Here is a 19,429-nt window from a genome sequence, read left to right on the forward strand (position 1 = left end):
TTTATAGTGTTGATATCAATATAAGGGTGAAGCATGTATCGAATTTCTCAACTGGCACAGCAAGTCGGCTACCAAATGTTTGTTCTAAAAAAGTCTAAATAGAAACGACTGCGCAAAGTGTGGCTTTGGGGTGGGTGTCATCAAACCAATCCGCTGTGTTTTACGTTTGCAGAAAGCCTTGTGTCATGAGTTGGATATTGTGCTCGAACAGACGGTTTAAGAACGCTTCACTGAGTTCAATACCGTGGATATTGAGTAAGGCTTGCGGAGCAATAAAGGGAAAGACCATTAAGCTAACGTAAGAAACACGACATAAGGTCGGATCAACGTCTTTACGTAGTACACCGCTGTCAACCAATTGGTCGAAGACGACGTTCTGCATCGGCTGAGCGATGTCGTCGAAGACTTTTTCCAGTAGTTTTCGCTGTGTTTCGGACGGTGGCATATTCATGACTTGTGCGACTAATCTAGGAAACTGGGGTATTTTGACCATTTCCCGATAATAGGTGCGCATCAGATCGAGGAAGTTTTTCTGATTGCTATCGGCAGCCAGTGCCCTGAGTTGTTGCTTCATCGGATCAAGTGTTTCACGCAACATGGTCTCAAACAGCCCTTCTTTGCTACCGAAGTAGTATCGAATCATCGCGACGTTTACCCCTGCTCGCTTAGCCACTAATCGGGTCGAGACTTTGTCATAAGCCATCATTGTAAAGAGCTCTCTAGAGTGCTGGATAAGCTTGGCTCGCGCATCGATTTTTGTACTCGGACGACCCGCTTTTCTGAATGATTCAGCCACGATTAATGCCTTAGATATTAAACAGGTGATTAATTATAGGGCGTTGTTCTGGGACTCGATAGTTAAAAAAATTCAACACTATTTAATCATGTGATTAATTGATTGATTATTGTGAGCGAGTTAAACGTGTAGCGTGGTACGGAAAGAAAATACCCGCACAGTGGGCATACTGTGCGGGCAAACAAGGGCAACAATTTAAATTTTTTAGTTTGGAGATTGTTGGTCAAAATGTCCATATCCAAACTGTTATAAAGTATTCGCTGTCTTTAGAATGACTTTGTATCAGTGTAACCAACGTGGTTTAAAGTAACACTAATGTTATTTTTGTTTAAATGTTAAATATGAAAATATAAATTTCATTTATGAAAATTTCGTGCAACAAGTAGAGGGTAACTTTGCACGATATGAAGGGGCGCTATTGGTTACTGTGTGCCTCAATTGAGTCTCTTTGTGGATAAATGAGAGCGGCATACACCGCTCTGGGTTTATTGATTCGGATTTGCTTGCCAATTGACCTGACGGCCATTGCTCAGTTTTGCCACTATGGAATAGGGTGATATTTTGATGTCTGACAAGTCGATGCTTTTGGGGCCAAAATTAGCGGTAATAGTACTGCCGTCACTAAACACGGTTTGCTGAATTTGGCCTGACTCATCTAGCCATTTAAAGTCCAAGAGCTGTTTGTCCCACAATTGTTCATGGATTGGTTGGTAACCCTGCTGATAGTGTGCAAGTGCTGCAAGTCTCGGGCTATTCGGTTCGCTTGCCTCATCTCGTGTCAGATGAACCATTGGTGGCGTATTGTAAAGCATGGAAGTCAAATCACGCTCTGCCTGAACATTGGTGAACTTTAAGCTGTCACTGTGCCAGTGGTGGCTATTGATCACTTCGTCGTGGAAAACCATCTGGTACAAAGGTACTCGATATTGCGGAGCGAAGAGCAGGGTTTTATAGGGTTCTTTTACTTTCGCCTGTTTAAAAAAGAAGTCCGGTTTGTGGTCTGGATACCAGCGGCCCAGAAAATACGGTGAACGAGCATCGTGTTTCATTTCGTTATCAGTCCAGCCAAAACCTATCGTTTCAAGGCCGTGAGCAAAAGCGATTCCGGTTGTGGTGAGACTATTCCCATCTTCTGATCCAAGTACCACATCATTTTGTTCGGCAATCCACCCCATTCTCTGATTGAAGGCATTTAACATAGCGCTTTCACTACTATGATCTCGATAGTCTTCTCTTGCCATGGCTGTGGCATCGACATCGAGAAACAAACTGTTAAATCGACCATATTTCACAATGTCCTTAACTCGTTGCTTAACATAATCTAACTGACAATTCGGGTTTAGGTAGTAACCATGCCCACGGAATCCTTTTTTCTTCTTGCCGTTTGCTTGTTCAATCGCGCATTGCTCTCTCATCGATGCTGGTAGCTGTGCGGTTAACCATGTGTCGTTTAAGCCGCGCGGAATGGCAGTGTTATAGGAATCATAAGTGGCAACCAGATAGCCTGAACGCTTTGCGGCATCAATGATCTTTGGTTGATAAAAGGCGGGCATCCAGTTGTCAAAGCCGAGCCAAAGTTTGCTCAGTCCGGCTTTGCTCATGTTCGCGAGCATATCGCTTGATAATGCTTGTCCCCACTTATCGGGAGCGATCAGGTATGGCGAAGCCTGTTCGATAAGCCAGCGTTTTCGTTGCTGAGCCACCTGAAATTGATCTGCAATGGCATTGTTGTTTTGTGATGGCGCTGGTGCCGAATACATGAGGTGTAAAGAGGCATTCAGCGAGTCGACCAGCACTTGTTTATGATAATGACTCATCAGGTCCACCCCTTTTTTTAGCGGCTTCAGCTGTGTTGTTGCAGAGCGAGGTATAGTGAGACTGGTTTGTTTAAAGTACCAGTTTTTAAGGCCCCACCAGTCCTTGACATCGTCTGTGCTAATCATGTCTTTACCGAACAGGTAAACTTGGCTGGCCCCAATCAACTTCACTAATTGAGGGTTAGTCTTTGCCTTATCTGCGAGAGTGGATGAAAGATTGTGGTCAATTCGCCATTGTCTGTAAGCCTTCGCTCCGTCCAGCCAGTCGTTGCCCAGTGTAATGCGCACCTTGAAGGCTTGATTTTGGTTGAGTGAGGTGAACTGATGTTTCGCCTTCATGTCAACGTTAGGCTCTGAGCTGGAGAAACTCAGAATATTGTTAGTCGGGGTGATCAACTGGTAACTGATGGTTTGTTGACCTTGTTGAATCGTCCAGAATGGCATTTTTAAGTCTTGAGTCGTGTTAGCACCTGAGTGGTTTTCTTGCAGATAATTGGCCCAAATCTTGTTGTTTGTCGGGATTCGCATTCCTTCACTAAACGGTAGGTAAAGCGTATCCGTTTGAGTTTGTGCGAGATCAAACCAACTTAAAGCTAAGGGTTTGCCTCGTAAGATTTGTGGCTGTTTAGTGACAGAGAAGCTGAGCTCCAATGCGCCGTTTTTTAGTACTGCAGAGGTCTCGAGACCGCTTGGCTGTAAGATCCAATTTGCTTGATTGGATGACTCTTCGTTGAGCTGGGAACTGGTCTGAGGTTGGCCATTAACGCGCAACGACGCGCTGTTAACGATGAGGTTGTTCCAGCGGATGCCTAAATCTTGCGGAGAAATAGATATGTGATTGACTCGGTCACTCAGTATCACATCCTGGGCTGTGACGGAGAAACTTATCGCCAATAAAGAGAATGAAGCCAGAGTGGTCAAAGGGTTGAGTTTAGCAGGCATGACAAATTCCTATGGGTCGTTAGAGACATTCATTAGAGCTCACGATCGAAGGATTAATGTCACCCATATGTCTCAATTGACTGTCTTGCGAGCTTACCTTTACGGTGAAAAGGGAATGGCAAGTCTTTGTATGTATTCAACTTTAAGTCCTTGTTGATACTCAAAGATAGAGACCGACGCACTGAGGTGCTTGGCTCCTTTGGGTTGCTGGGTTTTATCAGGAAACGGAACGTTGAACTGTTGAATTGGCGTACGTTTGTTGAGCAATGTATAGTCGTGACTAAACCATTGCCAGTTTGCAACGGGTTTGGCACAACTGTTTACCACGACGGGTGGGGTAATAATGACCCGCTGAGTTATGTTGTCTAGCGTTAACCAGTGGCTATTTTTCGGTATCGCGACGACTAAATCGTAGTCATTGCCATTAAGCTTTAGTCGATAGATGCCTGCTTTAGGTTCCTGAAGCATTTCTTTACTTTCGATCTCCTGATAGTTTGGCTGAGAGGAAAGTAAGCCCCGTAGCATGGCTTTCTTTTCGGGTGATATCAGCTCAACTTCTAACGCTGAGTGGACATTTTCAGCGGATAACTTAACTTGAAATCCTTGTGAAGAAAGGCCAGAACGACGAACAAAGCTAAGGCTAAGATCGGCAGGTAACGGTTTTGAATAGCTGACGAGTTGCCGCCCACATTGAGATCGCTGCATAATCTCCTGCTTTATGGGTAGCCAAAACTCACGGCTGATGCTTTGTTGATTGAGTGCGAGATGCAGCTCTTGCCAAGCGAGTTGAGGTTGGCTTCTGAGCAGTGCTTCATAGGTTCGCGCGAGTGGCGTGTTGTCAAACCAGTTTGCGTAGACATTGGGTGGAGTGAACAAAATACACAACACATACAACAGTCGATAACTCATGACGTCGCCTCATTGAGTCGATAGCCGACCCCACGGTGGGTTTCAATGTTCAATACTGGCAGCTTTTGGCGCAGGCGGAGCACATGGTTATCTATGGTGCGAGTGCTAGGAAATGCTTGATATCCCCAAACTTTATTGAGCAGCTCATCTCTGTGAAACACTCGCCCCTGATGTTGCACAAGTAAGACCAATAACTGAAATTCTTTCGGCTTCAAGGTAATAATTTGGTTGTTGAAGCTCGCTTCGCGTTTGGCTACGTGGATTTCAATGCCACCATAACTCAGTGAACTATCTCCTAATGGTCTTAGGTGGCTTACTACTCGAGCTAACAACTCTTCATGAGAAAAGGGTTTAGTGACATAGTCTTTGGCACCTGCCATCAAGCCTTCTACTTTCTGTGACGTGTCTACTTTTGCAGTGAGGATAATGACGGGGAGTGCTTTTAACAGTAACCAGTGCGGCAAATGCCTTAAGCTGTCGCCGTCGCTCAGCTGCCTGTCGAGGATGACGAGATCCGCTTTAAACCATTGTTGCTCGACTCGATGAGACTCCTGCTCCCAGAGGCAGTGGTAGCCGTTTGATTCAAACAAAGACACCAGCCCTTGTCCAAGCAATAGGTCGTCTTCAATCAATAGTAGGGTTTTCACAAGGGTAACTCCAAAGTACAACGAGTAGGGCGACGCTGAATGCGTAACCTTCCACCCATTAATTTGATTAGATGTTCAACAATATTCAAACCTATTCCCATATTTTCACCACTGGTGGGTTGCCTTGCTCGTGCGAGGAGTCGTCTCATCGGAGAAAGAAAGTCGCCCTGATCCATGACTTCAATCACCAAAGTGCGGCTCAGTATGACGTTAACCTGTATCTTGCCTTGCCCGTGTTGTTTGGCATTGTTGATTAGGTTATCCAAACAAATGGAAAGCCAATAGAAAGGCAAGGTTAACTCTCTGTCTTGGTTTAGCTGGTATTCTAGCTGGTGCTTTTCACAAATATGCTCAAGCCAATCCCCAACGTAAGCCGTTTGTTTCAGTAATTGTTCAGCACGTTGTGTGCTCAGGTAGACTTTACTGTTCTCCGTTAATTGCGCTAATCGTTGGTGATCGGACATTAAACGCCAAACGGCTTCCTGCGCACGTTTGGGTAAGTGATCAAACTGATGACGAAACATTTCTACCGTCAACCCAAGGCTGGTGATTGGGGTACGCAATTCATGTGTGAGCAACTGCAATATGAAGCGTCTTTCACGATTTTGTCGACGTTTGGCGTACAGTCCTCTTGCTGCTATCAAGAGTGTTAGCAAGGACAATCCAGCGACAAATAAGCGCAGCGCCAGAATGTTTTCCGGGATCTCGCTGATACAAAGGTTGCTATAACGCAACGTACAGCTTGGGCCTGAAAGCGTCATATTGAGCTTGCGTGCCAGTGGTTGCCATGTTTGCGCTGGTATGGACTTCCAGCCCTGCTCGCCACTTAGCCAAAGCCTATCCTTCTCCATCCAAGCTCGATAGCCATTTAGTAAGGCTTCTCGTCCTTTTCCTGAAAGTGGCGATAGGGCATGATGCAAAGGGTGTTGCACATTACCAATGGTCAGGAAGGGTAGCAGTTCCTCTTTTTCAGCATCGGGCCGCAGCGCAAGGTAGCGATCAGCAAAACTTCCGCCAGCGGGATGGCGCAGAGTTCGGTCGCTAAACCACCGTGGGTTGAGACTTTGACTGCGGCACATTGCCAATTCGAACTCAACCGCGTCTTTGAGATGTTCAGCCGTAGAGCCCTCTGAACGACAGGTCTGAGATACCTTATAAACCGTTTCAATCTCTGGCCAAGAATAATGCGCAAAATCTGGGTAGCGAGCACTTTCCTTGAGTAGTTCGACTGGAAAGCGACTAAGTTGCTGTTGACTTACCGATAAATCCGCCGATTGCCAGCTCTGTTGATAAAGTGATTGCCATTTGTCTTGAACACTCTGTGCCTGAGAGCAGAGAGGAAATAGCATAACAAAACACATAGCCAGATAATATTGGCGCATTGGTGGACTCGTGTTGGCGTTGGATTCTCTGAAATTCTAGCGGTTTTTCAGTAGAGTTTGTAACCCCTATGTCAACACTGTTGATCGAAAGTGAGGTGACTTTACTTAACAAAGGTTAATGATTGTTGATGACATGAGCATTAATCTTGAGCTCTGCAAAAAACAAGGAGAAGTAGAATGTTTGAGTGGCGAGTCAAAACTTTTTCAGAGTTATCGGTATACGAACTGTATGAATGTTTACGCTTGCGAGTAGATGTGTTTATCGTCGAACAGCAGGCACCTTATCGTGATTTGGACGGCAAGGATGTTGACCCGGAAACTCGGCATGTTATGGGGTTCGATGGTGATAAACTGGTAGCCTATAGCCGATTGATGGCTCAAGGACTGGGCTACCCCCCAGAGGTGCAACAGTTTATTGAGGCCAACGATAAGGACGTGTGTATCGGTCGTGTCATCATTGCGAAAAGTCACCGCGGAAAGGGTATCGGGCACGATCTCATGGCATTGAGTTTTAGGACGATCCGAGAAATTTATCCCCAAGATTCGATTTTTATATCTTCTCAGGAACACCTCAAAGACTACTATGGCGCTTATGGCTTTAAAGTCTTCACCGATCGCTACGATGAAGATGGATGTACCATGTTGGGACTCCGTTTTGTGCCGTCCATTAAAGGTGACACTGAACCTCTTAACCTCGCAGTTTCTGCGAGTCCCAATTGAGCACTCTCCAGTTAGGGCGTTTGGCAATGGCTCTCAACTGAGGACATGGGTTAACCAAGTTAACGAAATCAGCGCGTTCGCACAAAGGCAGATCGTTGATTGAGTCGGTAAAAAAAATGAATGTCTGAGTAGTGAGTGGTTTGCTGTGAAAGCCATTGCTCCAGCCTAGTGACTTTGCCTTGCCGGTAACTTGCCACTCCCGCCACTTTCGCAGTGTAACGGTTATTGTGAGTGACCAAGTCGATCCCCATTGAATGGTTGACCCCCAAACGTTTTGCTACCGCGTCTACAATGAAACTCACGGTAGCGGAGATGATCAGGGTCTGTTTTCCTTGTTGATGTAGCTCGTTTAACAAGGAAATAGACTGGGAAATTGCGTGGGTGCAATCCACTTATCGACACATTCTTCAACCAGTGATTCCACCTCTTGTATTGGTAAGTCCGCTATCGGAAGCATAGCGAATTGGAGATACTCATCCATGTTCAATTTTCCCTGTGAATATAACTGCATTAGGCGTCGATCTTCTTCTAGAAAATTGCTTGTCTTAACGATACCTTTTTCCACCAGAAACTCATTCCATAGCATGGCACTGTCAGCATGGATTAATGTTTCGTCAAGGTCGAAAACGTAGAGGGAATTAGACATGATGGACTCTCGCTGATTAAGTATGGCAGGCAGGGCAGATTAGCGAACAAGTATGACAGTTTGTTTTCACTTACCGTTGAACTTGTTGGACAGGTTTTTCAGGGAGCGAAATTTGATTGTCGACACTGATGATTTTCTGATATTCACCAGATTCGAACAGTTCCTGAATGCCTAATTTCAGGGCTCTCTTCAGTTTTTGATTGCGGTTTGGGTTGTGTTTGGAAAACATCACAAACATGTCTTTTTCGATGATCGCTTTTGGGTGGACTCGTATCTGTCCAATTTGGATGGCCGTAAGCAAGGTTCCCATCATGTAGTACCCCCGTTCAATGGCCGCGGGGTAAGCATCGAGTCGGTGTTTGGCTAACTTAATAAAATTGCTTTGATCCTCATTGGCTATTTCCAGTTTGACCCCGTGGGAATTCATCAAACGGGTGACTTCATACGCCTGCGTCGCGCCGATACGGAAGTTATTCAAATCCGACATATCCTGCCAGTCGAAGTGACTTTTGCTATGGTAAAAAACACAACTTTCTGAGTGAAGAGCGGCTCTGAAAATTCAAAAATTGAAGTGCGTTGATCATTTTTGAACCAAGGGAAAGTACCGTCAAACTTGCCAGTCTCAGCATATCGATACGCTCTGCTCCAAGGGTGATACTTAATGTCGACTGTGTAGCCTTGAGTTGCATAGGCAGCGGTAACGAGATTTTCTGCTATTTTGTATTCGGGATTATTCTGGCTACTCGTGTAAGGTTCCCAGTCTCCGACAACAAATGTCACGGTGCGTTCATTGCTCTGAGCGAGACACAGTGATGAGTGTATAATCAACAACACTGATGTGAAAAGTCTACTCATACTTTGCCCTCTTATATGCCCTATCTTCAAATCTAGATGACAATTTAAGTAATAAGTAGTTTGACTGACAAAGATTAATGAATGGGCGTTTGTTTTAGTGACCTCTTAGCCAAGTTAGCCTTGTTGAAAAAGCATTCCGACTCTGTCACCTTGGCGGTCGTACATTATTTGGTGGAGGCTGGCGCGCCATTGGCCACTTTCGCTTTGTTTTGTGCGCTTTGATAGGCGGGAACATAGTTAATGAGTGCTTGTTCTATTTCCTTTGGTTTTATCGGCTTGGATAAGAAACCATTCATGCCAATTTCAAAACAACGTTCTCGTTCTTCTTTGATCACGTTGGCAGTCACGGCGATAATGGGCACATAAGCGGCCCAACCTTCGAGTTGGCGTATCTTTTGTGTCGCTTCGTAGCCGTCCATAACCGGCATGTGACAATCCATTAAAATGGCATCCACTTTATTGTGTTGACAGTATTCCCATGCTTCTTGGCCATTCTCGGCTATATCAACTTCAAGTCCGAGCAGATTCAGCATTACTTGTATCACTTGTTGGTTAACTCGTGTGTCTTCGACGACTAACACTTTGAGACCAGTGGTGTATTTCGGTGCCAGCTTTTTCATCTGAGTAGTTGAAGAGGCCGGAAACTCAACCAAGTTGGGCGAAGGTGGAGTGCACGCGCTTGGCCCTAACGCGGCTCGAACTATTGGTATCGAGAAGTAGAAGCTGCTGCCGAGGTTAACTTCGCTAGTTACTTCAAGCGTCCCCCCATCATTTGAACGATTTTCTGGCTGATTGCTAGCCCTAGACCTGTTCCTCCGTACTGTCGTGTGATACTGCTATCAGCTTGCTGAAATTTGTTAAAGATTGAGCCCAATTTATCTTTTGCAATGCCTATCCCCGTATCTTTGACTTCAAACTGTAGCTGCTGACAGGACTCACTCTCCAACATCTTTAAATTGAGTTCGACGTAACCCCTTTGGGTGAATTTAAGCGCGTTCCCGATAAGATTGTTGATGACCTGTTTGAGACGTATTGAATCGGCTTCAATTTTCTGAGGTACAGCCGGATCGATGTTGCAATCGAAGAACAACTCTTTCTGTTTGGCTCTAATACTGTACTCGTTGGCTTGCTGTTGTATCAGTAGCTTTAAGTCGAATTCAGTCGGGTCTAATTCAAAGTGGCCGGCTTCTATTTTAGAAAAATCGAGGATGTCATTGATGATATCGAGTAGGGTATGAGAAGAGGTGAGTAGAATGTCGACATAATTGCGCTGTACTTCGTTGGGTTTGGTTTCTTTCAGCAGCTCTGCCACACCAACGATGCCATTCATTGGGGTTCGTATTTCATGGCTCATGTTGGCTAAAAACTCACTCTTCTTTATATTGGCGATTTCCGCTTTTTGTTTGCAATCGGTAATCTTTTGGTAGTTGTCCTGCAGTTGTTCAACACAATGGTTATAATCTTCGATGAGTAAGCTGATTTCATCACCAAACATCCGCTTGGGGGCGTTAACTTACTTGGAGTGGGTCCATCGTCAAAGTCCGCCATGGCGGAAGAGAGGTTAGCAATGGGTTTTGTAATAAGCCTGAGGGTAATCCAAATTAAGCTGGCAGCAACGATAAGGGTTTGGGTAAAAGTTAAGGAAAGAACAATCCAAAATTTTTGCCAAAGTAGCTCATAGCGGGGACCAAGATCCGTTTCTATTTTCAGTTGACCGAGTGTGAAGCTCTTGTTGCCCTGCTGATAGGTGAGATCCCAAGTATTGGTTATCTTTTGGCCTTTTGTTGGTGTGCCAAGTTCAATGATAGACTGACTGCTATCGATAATGGTGAGTCGGTCTACCCAAGGTAATAGAAATATCCCCTTCGCTTGGGTCAATAGCTGCTTTTGATCTTCCATCCACAGGCTATTCTGTAAACTGACCACATAGTTGTCCTCGACCTGCAACATCTGCTTATCGAGGTTCTCTTGCTGCGTTCGGTAATCGACGTAGAAACTCGTGCCCGCTATAGCAAAAGCCAGAGCCGTGCTGACGAAAAAGGTGACAATGACAAGCTTCTTGTCGATGCCAAGTTGACGTTGTTTTCTCATAGCAAATTTTTTATGTGTATCATTGCTTACTAATAGCCTAGTTGGCATTGTGGTTTTAGGGAAACTATTTTGAACACCAAGTCACTATCCATTTCAGTTTTTCTCGGAGAAGTGCGAGGTGAAAATCACATCGACACAATGAAGGAATACGGCAAAGAGGCTTTTTTGATGTTTGTGTTTTCTACTGAGTGTCACTGACATCAGGTTTGCTGCCTGAATGATGGGCTGAAGCAATAAAAAACACCATTGAGTGAATCATGGTACATACTTAAATAAAGCTCCACTTTAAAAGGACTTACAGTGAGGCGTTGGAAAATCTGGTTGATTGTTTACAGCCCAGCTTTGTTGTGGGCGGGTCTGTCGTTAAAAGAGGCGAATTGGTGGGTAGAAAACCTGGTCGCTTACCCAAGTCTGTTTTTAATCGTCTATCTATTGTTTGCACTGATTCTCGCATTAAGAATGAAGTGGGCGCCAAGTGCGATATGTATTGTACTGGCGGGAGCATTTGCCTTGATGGCGCCAAAGTCCAATCAAACGCTAGTTGCACGCTGCACGAATTCCGTCTCAGTAGTACAGTTTAACCTCTACTATGAAAACCCTGACGTTAACGCATTTATTAACTATTTACTCACCAAACCTGCTGATTTAGTTGTGATGCAAGAAGTTGCACCAGACATTGGTGATAAGTTGCAAATGCTTAATGATGTTTATCCTTATTTTTATGGAGGGCAAAAAGGGGTAGGTTACCCTTCAAGTCAGATGATACTGAGTGTTTCCCCGTTAAAAAATATGTCAGTGTTTACAACGCCGGATCAACAAAACATCATTCGTGGAACTTGGTATCCTCACAATCAAAGCGCGATGACGCTCATTGTGGCCCATCCCACTTCACCGAGGAACAAAGAGTTGTGGTATCGGCGAAATGCTCTGATCAGGACTATTGAATCCTTGGTCGAACTCTACCCCAGCGATGAGGTCATGATATTGGGGGACTTTAACCTCTCTGCGGTCAGCTTACGTTTTGCAAAACTGTTCCCGACTTTTCAGAAAGCTCCGGTGGCAAGTTGGCCAAATTGGTCAGAGGCGTTTAATACGCCTCCAGTCTCGATGATCGCCATTGATCACTTGTGGCTACAGTCTATGAATTCAGGCAGAAAGATTTGCCAGCGTCAAAGTTCACCTCATCCTACTGGCTCAGACCATTTTCTAATCAAAACCGAGATTGGTTATTGATTATTATTCTCAACTTGTTGTGTGAAGGTTTTAGCTAGGTTACCCTCCGATTAACTTAATCAGCCTTTGGATGGTAACTATGGCAAATTTGGCGATTACGGAAATGAAATCCTTTATTCCCAGCAAAGATTTTGAAGTTTCGCAACGATTTTATCAGGCGTTGGGCTTTGAGGTTGCTTCAGTCTTCGGTGACGTTGCTTACATGCGAAAAGATCACACCGCTTTTCTGCTGCAGAACTACTATCAAGTTGAACACGCACAAAACACCATGATGCATTTACTGGTAGAGGATGCGATGGGTTGGTTGGAGCATGTTAAGGCGTCCGGTGTCGAAAAGGACTTTGAGTGCAAAGTGACTGAGTTGATTGAACAACCGTGGGGCATGTTGGAGTTTTGTTTGATCGATCCTTCTGGCGTGCTGTGGCGAATCGCGCAAAACATCCGCTAATGTAAAAACGCCCCTCATTCTAGAGGGGCGTGTGCCTTTAATCCAACGACTTCTTGAACCTTGTCGAGGCGATCAATAGGCCAATCACAGTAAAGCAGGCCAGCCATAATGTGTCGTGCCACATACCACTGAGATCTGAGCCGCGAAGCACAATACCGCGAATTAGGCGCATAAAGTGTGTGGCGGGTAAAGCTTCAGAAATCCATTGAGCCGCATTAGGCATTGCTTCATACGGGAACATAAAGCCTGACAATAATATCGAAGGCAGCAAAATAAAGACGGTCATCTGCATGGCTTGAAGCTGTGTGGACGCTACGGTCGAGATCACTAAACCAAGAGTAAGGCTTGCGGAGATAAACAACAGCGTCCCTAGAAGGATCTGGCTAATAGCTCCGTTAATCGGTACATCAAAAATGAAGTGACCTAGTCCCAGAATAATGAACACTTGAATCAGGCCGACAAAAATATACGGGACGATTTTAGCGACCATCAGTTCGAAAGAGTGGATTGGTGTAGTGATTAACAATTCCAGATTGCCACGCTCTCTTTCTCTTACAATGGCTGCACTGGTGAACAGAATCATCGTCATTGTTAGGATGACACCAAGCAAACCCGGCACAATATTCACCGCAGAACGACGACTTGGGTTGTAGAACAAAGCGACTTCAAAGGTCTTTTGTTGTTCTGGGCGGATGTCAAAATCAAAGTCCGTTAATGGCATATTCTGCAATGCCAAAATCGCAGAGCTGATCATGGTGTCGGAACCATCAACCACCCATTGCCCCAGCACTCGACCTTGAGTCATTCTTTGCGTGAGGTCAGATGGAATGATTAGAGCAGCACGTATTTCACCGTTCTGAATGGCTTGTTCTGCCTGTTCCGCGGTCGGGTATGTAGCTTTGACGTCAACCACCTGAGTGACCTTAACGGATTCTGTTATGACGCGTCCGGCAGTGCTCTGACTTTGGTCTACGACACCAATAGGAATATTTCGTACATCGGTGTTAATCGCAAAACCAAATAGCAGCAGTTGAATCAGGGGAATCATCACAACCATGCCAAAGGTGATGCGGTCACGGGAAAGCTGACGGATTTCTTTAAACATGATCGCCTTCATGCGAGCGATTGACTGGATCATTGTCTTCCTTCTCCCGTGACGGTGACAAACACATCTTCTAGGCTCGGTCTGGCTAGATTCATTTCCGCTTCACTGAGCTCAGGAAACTGTTGGCGTAACCATGCAATCGGATCTTGGATATGTTGATGAATCAAAACTCGAAGTCGAATGCCCAATTGCGCGGCAGAGCGCACTTCCTCTCTGGCAAGAAGGGATTCCTTCAATGCCCGCAAATTGTCTGCTTTGACCTCAACAATGTTGACACCCATATCGGCCATTAACTGTTCTGGCTCGCCATCGGCACGAATTCTTCCCGCTTCCATGATGGCGAGTCTGTGGCAACGCTCCGCCTCATCCATGTAATGAGTCGTAACCAGAATCGTGGTTCCTTGGTCTGACAGATCAAAAAGTTGTTCCCAGAATTCGCGGCGGTTTTCTGGGTCAACGGCTGAAGTCGGTTCGTCAAGAAACAAGAGCTCAGGCTCATGCATAGTGGCGGCTGCGAGGGAAAGGCGTTGTTTCTGGCCGCCACTCATCCCACTGACACGTTGTTTTCGGCGCTGGTCCAAGCCGTAGGTTTTCAACTGTTCGTTGATACGTTGCTTGAGGTGCTTTGACCCCATACCGAATATTTGACCGATAAACTCTAAGTTTTCCTCGACGGTTAAATCGTCATATAAGGAGAACTTCTGCGTCATATAGCCAATTTTGAGGCGCAGCAGTTCAGACTGGCGTGGTATTTCTAACCCTAGTACATCGACATCACCTTCACTTGGGCTGAGCAAACCCGTTAGCACTCGGATGGTGGTGGACTTCCCACAGCCGTTAGGTCCAAGAAAGCCGTAAATACTGCCTTTGGGTACATTGAGTGTGATGTCGTCAATGGCGGTGAAATCACCAAACCTCTTTACCACATTTTCCGCTTTAATCGCATATTCCATAGGCACTACTCTCTAGACAAGTCTATTTGTGCTGGGATGCCAGATGGTAGTCGCTGAGCCGAGGACTCAAGGTCAACTTCTGCCAGATACATCAAGCGAGAACGCTCGTCTTCGGTGAGCGCATAATAGGGCGTAAATGAGGGCTCGCTGGCAACCCAACGAACGGTTCCAGAGATTGGGTTTTCAACACCATCTACCGTAACGGAAACGGATTTGCCCGGTATGAAATCAACGCGATGGTTAGCTGGCACATAAACACGCGCATACGGGATGCGGCTTGCCTGTATCACGGCGACCACACCATTGACGGGAACGCGTTCGCCCAAATGGTAAGGTAAGTTATCCAACACCCCATCACGGGTGGCGGTAATGGTGAGCTCGCTAAGCTTCTGTTGCTGGAGAGTCACATCAGCCACAGAAGCCGCGAGTTCGGCTTTTGCTTGTTCGATATCTTCAAGGCGTGAGCCAGCTGTCAGCTTGCTAAATTCTTCCTTTGCTGAGTCCAGTTCTGCTTTCGCAGAGTCACGTGCCGCAAGTGCGGTGTCTTTCTCTGATTGGCTGATCAAGCGTTTTTCAACCAACTCTGCTTTTCGGGTGTAATTTTTCTGGGCTTCAGTTAATTGAGCTTCAGCACGTTTAACACGAGCTTGAGAAGCAGCAATATCTTCTGGGCGTTCACCATTGGTTAATTTGAGTAGGTAAGCTTCTGCTTTGGATTGCTCAGCAACGGCACGGGCGAGTACCGCTTCTTGGCTAGTGGTATCAAGTTGCACCAACACTTCGCCTAGCTTTACTTGTGATCCTTCTGTCGCAGGTAACGCACGGATGATTTCGTTGGCGGTTGCAGTGAAGGTAACACGGTCTCTCTCCAACGTACCAAGTGCTTGAGATGAGTCATCTTGTGTACAGGCAGTTAACAGCGAAATCAGAACAGAACCGATCAAGAACCGTTTCATAAAGTACTCCAAATCAGCAAGTTAAGGTGAAGGTGTCGCTAAGCGGAGCGATACCATTGATTGTCTAAGTAGGATATATTCTCGGTTAACTATAGATACAGAAACTTAATTCATACAAAATTAATCTAGTGATTAATTCTGTATGATTTCTTCTTTTTCTTCATGCAGTTATTACAGAGGTTGTAATGGACTTTGAGCAAATGAGTGAGCAAGCTCTTTGGGAACTAGCCAATCCAATAATGGACAATTTAATGCAGGCTTCGACAGAGATAAATCATGCGAAACATGTGCAGGATTTTACCCCGCGCTTGCGCGATATCGTAAAGCCGGACTATTTCGAGCGTGTCGTGAAACAGTACCAGTCACAAAAAGGCGTGTTCGCTGACCGAGTTCCGGTGGCACTGTTCAAGCGCCCTGATTCAACCGCCTTTGTCTGGAAGCAAGGTTTCAGTCGAGTTGAAGGAGATTACGTCGCTGAAATGGTCTTGGTTTATCGTGAAGGGAAGATCATGGTGGATCACGTGATGGTGTTTTAACCGAACTCTGACGGCTATAGGCATTGCGGTCCCTCAGATAAGGCTTTAGAATCGCGTCTCCACTAACATAAGCGCATGTTTGAGGAACTATGAACAATGCCCAAGCGATAGTGGCGCATCAGGCGAAGCACACGATATCACCTAAGCGTGAAATTGTACTTCGCGAGATGTTGTCACTGGCAAAAATGGCATCAATGATTGCTGTCCCATTTTTGCTCATTACTCTGGCTTGGATCTAAACCAGAGCACACAGCACAAGGATGTGTGCTATCGGGTTTATTCGGCAACACCACCTTGAGTCAGCTTCGCCGGATCAAGCAAACGCTCTAGCGTAGTACGATCAAGATCCGTTTCTTCTTCTGCGACGTCAATAATGGCACGTCCTTGTTTGTATGCCTTCTTAGCCACTTCAGCTGCTTTTAAATAGCCAATAACAGGGTTGAGCGCCGTCACCAGAATCGGGTTTTTCGCTAATGCGACTTGAAGGTTGTCTTCACGGACCTTGAAGGTCGCGACCGCTTTGTCTGCCAGAGCCAGCGCGCTGTGGGCTAACAGTTCGATGCTTTCCAGTACATTGTGAGCGATTACAGGCAGCATGACGTTAAGCTGGAAGTTGCCAGATTGGCCGCCTACGGTGATGGTGGTATCGTTGCCGATCACTTGTGCGGCTGCCATGGCTGCGGCCTCAGGGATCACTGGGTTGACTTTGCCCGGCATAATAGAAGAGCCTGGTTGTAGGCCTTGCAGTTCAATCTCACCCAAGCCAGCAAGTGGGCCGGAATTCATCCAGCGTAGATCGTTCGATATTTTCATCATCGCTACGGCAGCCGTTTTGAGCTGACCGGAAAGAGCAACTAGGGCATCCTGACTGCTCAAGTTGTAGAAGAAGTTTTCGCTAGACGTGAATTGTAAACGGGTTGCCTGAGAGAGGTTATCTGCAAAGGCTTGAGCAAATCTTGGATCAGCATTGATACCTGTACCGACAGCGGTACCACCTTGGGCCAAAGCTTTAACGCCAATCAGGCTTTGTTCAATCCCTTGTTTCGCTTGTTCAAGCTGGAACTGCCAGCCGCCAAGTTCTTGATCAAATGTGATTGGCATGGCGTCCATCAGATGTGTTCTGCCTGTTTTCACAACATGGCCGATTTCATTGCGCTTACTCTGTAGCGTAGTAATGAAGTGATTTAACGCTGGGGTAAGCTGTTTTTCTACGGTTAGGGCTGCGCTGACCTGAATCGCTGTTGGAACAACGTCGTTACTGCTTTGACCCATGTTGACATGGTCGTTAGGGTTTACGTCACCACCAAGAATATCACTGGCTAACGTCGCAATCACTTCATTAGCATTCATGTTCGAACTGGTGCCTGAGCCAGTTTGAAAAACGTCAATCGGGAAGTGCTCTAGGTGCTGACCATCAATAATGGTTTGCGCGGCGTCGGCTATCGCATTGGCAATATCACCTTCCATTAGACCCAGTTGAGCATTTGTTAACGCGGCCGTTTGCTTAACGTAAGCCAGAGCCTGAATAAATGCGCTTGGCATCGTATGTTTGCTGAAATGAAAGTTGTCGACTGCGCGTTGTGTTTGTGCCTGATATAGGGCATTCGCGGGTACTTTCACTTCTCCCATGCTGTCTTTTTCAACACGGAATTCTTGCGGGGCAGAAGATTGAGTCATTGGTTATCCTTTTGAACTTAGTCGTGTGGCGTTTGGATACGCTGCAATTGTTGTTGTAGGTTTAAAAACTGAATATCGCCATCTTCCCATTGGTAGTAGTAGCGTTTTAAACAGAGTAGGGGAGTATGGATTGCGTCGAGGCAAACCCGTCGGAATGTACGGCTTCTCACCGGATCCTGAATCGCTTCAATCAAATGAAAATACACCTGACGTAGGTAAAGTTCACACAGTAGTGGGTTCTCATTCTCCGTACCTTGTTCATACAATGACGATAAGGTCATCGCCCAATGTATGTAGTCGTGAATGATATCGGGCTCGAATCCACTAGGAGTGTAACGATCAACAAATCTATCTTGTGCTTTAAAGAAAGCATTATAAAGCGGTTTTTGGCTATCCATACTGACCTCAAAAATTTTGTAATGAGAATTATTATCGCTTTGAGTGCTCGAATCAACCCTGTTTGCTGTATGGATGTCAGACAGTGCGCTGGCGCACAATCAGATGCTGTTTTCTGATGATAGTAGCGGCGATTACTGCGGCGCCTCAAGATAAGAGCAGTGCCGAAAGGAATAAACCGACGCCATAGGCGGTATGGGTGAATAGGCTTAATGCTCTCGCTAGCCTTGGCTCTAACCGTGACCATTACAGCAACTTGGACTGCTTAACAGGCTTATCAGTCAGCAGATTGCCATAGATAGGCTTACACTAAACACTAGGTCAACAGACTCTAATTAGAACCAATAAGGTCGCACTTTGCTTACCGACAAAAGACTTACATTTGCCACTGCCAATTTGTTCAATTTCATCGAACCACCAGGTGCATATTATGATTTTGCAAATATCTATGATGCTGACGCTTGGCAAGCTAAATGCCAATGGACAAAAAATGCCATTCAGAGCCTCGAAGCGGACATTATTGGAGTTCAGGAAGTATTTAGTCTTGATGCTGCCTGCCAGTTATTCAAACAAATGGGCTACTCATATTTTGCCAGCGTAGATAGCCCAAACATAGAAAGTGATTACATCTACTCTCATCCCGTTGTGGCTCTGGCGTCTAAATACCCCATCTCACATGTTGAAGCGGTCACGTTACCGGCATCATCGCTAGCAGGCTATTCAATCCCGCTGCCAGCTTTTAGTCGTCAGCCCGTTTTTGCAGTGGTAGAAGTTCCAGATATTGGTGAAGTCGCTGTTTATGTCAGCCACCTAAAATCTCAGAGAGCCACCCAAGCGATGGAAGAAGGTGAGGGGCACCTGCTTGTGGGTCAATGGCTTTCAAGCCAGCAAAGAGGATGGGAAGCGGTGATGCTGAGATTGGCGATGGAACAAGGATACGCGAAGCATCCGATTCCGACTGTTCTGATGGGGGATATGAATCAGCCGATCAGCAGTGACATCACAGGTTTACTGACCAAAACTATCGAAGGCGAATCTGGCCTTAAGCTGCGAGACAGTTGGGACATTTTCGCTATAAAGCAGCCTGAGACAGAGCGTCCGCCTACACACTATCATTTCGCAAAAGGCAACGTGCTTGACTACATCTTATTGTCGCAGGAGTTTCAGCCCGACTCGCAGTACTCAATGGCCGATGTGACATCCTATTCCACGCTCGACAATCACCTCATCAATCCACGTTTTGAACGAGACAAGCAGGCGAGTGATCATGCGTTTGTCTCGGTGACAGTTAGGTTTGTGCTGTGATGTGTCCGACACTAA

General features: G+C 45.9%; 16 protein-coding genes and 3 pseudogenes. 6 read left to right on the forward strand and 13 right to left on the reverse strand.

The window, feature by feature from the left end:
- Positions 1-160 precede the first annotated feature (160 nt).
- From KW548_22695 to KW548_22715, 5 genes are all read right to left on the reverse strand, one after another.
- On the reverse strand, positions 161-796 hold the full coding sequence (locus KW548_22695; protein QXX08434.1) for a TetR/AcrR family transcriptional regulator: 636 nt from the start codon (positions 794-796) through the stop codon (positions 161-163).
- Between the two features lie 485 nt (positions 797-1,281).
- Complete coding sequence (locus KW548_22700; protein QXX08435.1) at positions 1,282-3,555, reverse strand: glycoside hydrolase; 2,274 nt, start codon at positions 3,553-3,555, stop codon at positions 1,282-1,284.
- A 99-nt stretch (positions 3,556-3,654) separates the two neighbouring features.
- The gene (locus tag KW548_22705) at positions 3,655-4,464 is read right to left on the reverse strand and encodes a DUF2861 family protein (GenBank protein ID QXX08436.1); all 810 of its coding nucleotides are present in this window, start codon (positions 4,462-4,464) and stop codon (positions 3,655-3,657) included.
- Positions 4,461-5,111 carry a response regulator transcription factor gene (locus tag KW548_22710; GenBank protein ID QXX08437.1) on the reverse strand — a complete coding sequence of 217 codons (651 nt, stop codon included), beginning with the start codon at positions 5,109-5,111 and terminating at the stop codon, positions 4,461-4,463. The genes KW548_22705 and KW548_22710 overlap by 4 nt, the downstream gene beginning before the upstream one ends.
- Positions 5,108-6,493 (reverse strand): sensor histidine kinase, encoded by a 1,386-nt coding sequence (locus KW548_22715; GenBank protein QXX08438.1) that lies wholly within the window; start codon positions 6,491-6,493, stop codon positions 5,108-5,110. The genes KW548_22710 and KW548_22715 overlap by 4 nt, the downstream gene beginning before the upstream one ends.
- Before the next feature lie 177 nt (positions 6,494-6,670).
- Between KW548_22715 and KW548_22720 the strand changes: the two genes are divergently transcribed.
- On the forward strand, positions 6,671-7,213 hold the full coding sequence (locus KW548_22720; protein ID QXX08439.1) for a GNAT family N-acetyltransferase: 543 nt from the start codon (positions 6,671-6,673) through the stop codon (positions 7,211-7,213).
- Here the strand turns inward: KW548_22720 and KW548_22725 are convergent.
- The 3 pseudogenes from KW548_22725 to KW548_22735 form a co-directional block, all read right to left on the reverse strand.
- Positions 7,182-7,859 (reverse strand): annotated as a pseudogene (locus tag KW548_22725) (HAD-IB family hydrolase). The gene KW548_22720 and the pseudogene KW548_22725 overlap by 32 nt on opposite strands.
- A 70-nt stretch (positions 7,860-7,929) precedes the next feature.
- Positions 7,930-8,714, reverse strand: a pseudogene (locus tag KW548_22730) (transporter substrate-binding domain-containing protein).
- Positions 8,715-8,878: 164 nt separating this feature from the next.
- Positions 8,879-10,805: pseudogene (locus KW548_22735) on the reverse strand (response regulator).
- Positions 10,806-11,105: 300 nt separating this feature from the next.
- Between KW548_22735 and KW548_22740 the strand changes: the two are divergent.
- Together KW548_22740 and KW548_22745 are read left to right on the forward strand one after the other, a co-directional pair.
- On the forward strand, positions 11,106-12,038 hold the full coding sequence (locus tag KW548_22740) for an endonuclease/exonuclease/phosphatase family protein (protein QXX08440.1): 933 nt from the start codon (positions 11,106-11,108) through the stop codon (positions 12,036-12,038).
- Between the two features lie 79 nt (positions 12,039-12,117).
- Positions 12,118-12,486 carry a glyoxalase gene (locus KW548_22745; protein ID QXX08441.1) on the forward strand — a complete coding sequence of 123 codons (369 nt, stop codon included), beginning with the start codon at positions 12,118-12,120 and terminating at the stop codon, positions 12,484-12,486.
- 37 nt (positions 12,487-12,523) lie between these two features.
- Here the strand turns inward: KW548_22745 and KW548_22750 are convergent, their stop codons facing one another.
- Genes KW548_22750 through KW548_22760 form a run of 3 tightly spaced genes read right to left on the reverse strand, consistent with a single transcriptional unit; the run spans position 12,524 to position 15,500 of the window.
- On the reverse strand, positions 12,524-13,624 hold the full coding sequence (locus KW548_22750; protein ID QXX08442.1) for an ABC transporter permease: 1,101 nt from the start codon (positions 13,622-13,624) through the stop codon (positions 12,524-12,526).
- Positions 13,621-14,544, reverse strand: a complete 924-nt coding sequence (locus tag KW548_22755) for an ABC transporter ATP-binding protein (GenBank protein ID QXX08443.1) — start codon at positions 14,542-14,544, stop codon at positions 13,621-13,623. The genes KW548_22750 and KW548_22755 overlap by 4 nt, the downstream gene beginning before the upstream one ends.
- Positions 14,545-14,549: 5 nt before the next feature.
- Positions 14,550-15,500, reverse strand: coding sequence for an HlyD family efflux transporter periplasmic adaptor subunit (locus KW548_22760; protein ID QXX08444.1), 951 nt, complete (start codon positions 15,498-15,500; stop codon positions 14,550-14,552).
- Positions 15,501-15,685: 185 nt separating this feature from the next.
- On the opposite strand from KW548_22760, the gene KW548_22765 reads away from it, so the two are divergent.
- Complete coding sequence (locus tag KW548_22765) at positions 15,686-16,036, forward strand: hypothetical protein (GenBank protein QXX08445.1); 351 nt, start codon at positions 15,686-15,688, stop codon at positions 16,034-16,036.
- An 89-nt stretch (positions 16,037-16,125) separates the two neighbouring features.
- The gene (locus KW548_22770; GenBank protein ID QXX08446.1) at positions 16,126-16,275 is read left to right on the forward strand and encodes a hypothetical protein; all 150 of its coding nucleotides are present in this window, start codon (positions 16,126-16,128) and stop codon (positions 16,273-16,275) included.
- 37 nt (positions 16,276-16,312) lie between these two features.
- On the opposite strand, the gene KW548_22775 is transcribed toward KW548_22770, so the two are convergent.
- The gene (locus KW548_22775; protein QXX08447.1) at positions 16,313-17,713 is read right to left on the reverse strand and encodes a class II fumarate hydratase; all 1,401 of its coding nucleotides are present in this window, start codon (positions 17,711-17,713) and stop codon (positions 16,313-16,315) included.
- A gap of 17 nt (positions 17,714-17,730) precedes the next feature.
- The gene (locus KW548_22780; protein ID QXX08448.1) at positions 17,731-18,111 is read right to left on the reverse strand and encodes a hypothetical protein; all 381 of its coding nucleotides are present in this window, start codon (positions 18,109-18,111) and stop codon (positions 17,731-17,733) included.
- Between the two features lie 355 nt (positions 18,112-18,466).
- Here KW548_22780 and KW548_22785 point away from each other — a divergent pair, with 355 nt between their 5' ends.
- Entirely contained in the window at positions 18,467-19,414 is a 948-nt protein-coding gene (locus tag KW548_22785; GenBank protein QXX08449.1) for an endonuclease/exonuclease/phosphatase family protein, read from the forward strand.
- Positions 19,415-19,429: the final 15 nt, after the last annotated feature.

This window comes from Vibrio neptunius (assembly GCA_019339365.1).
Classification (GTDB): domain Bacteria; phylum Pseudomonadota; class Gammaproteobacteria; order Enterobacterales; family Vibrionaceae; genus Vibrio; species Vibrio neptunius.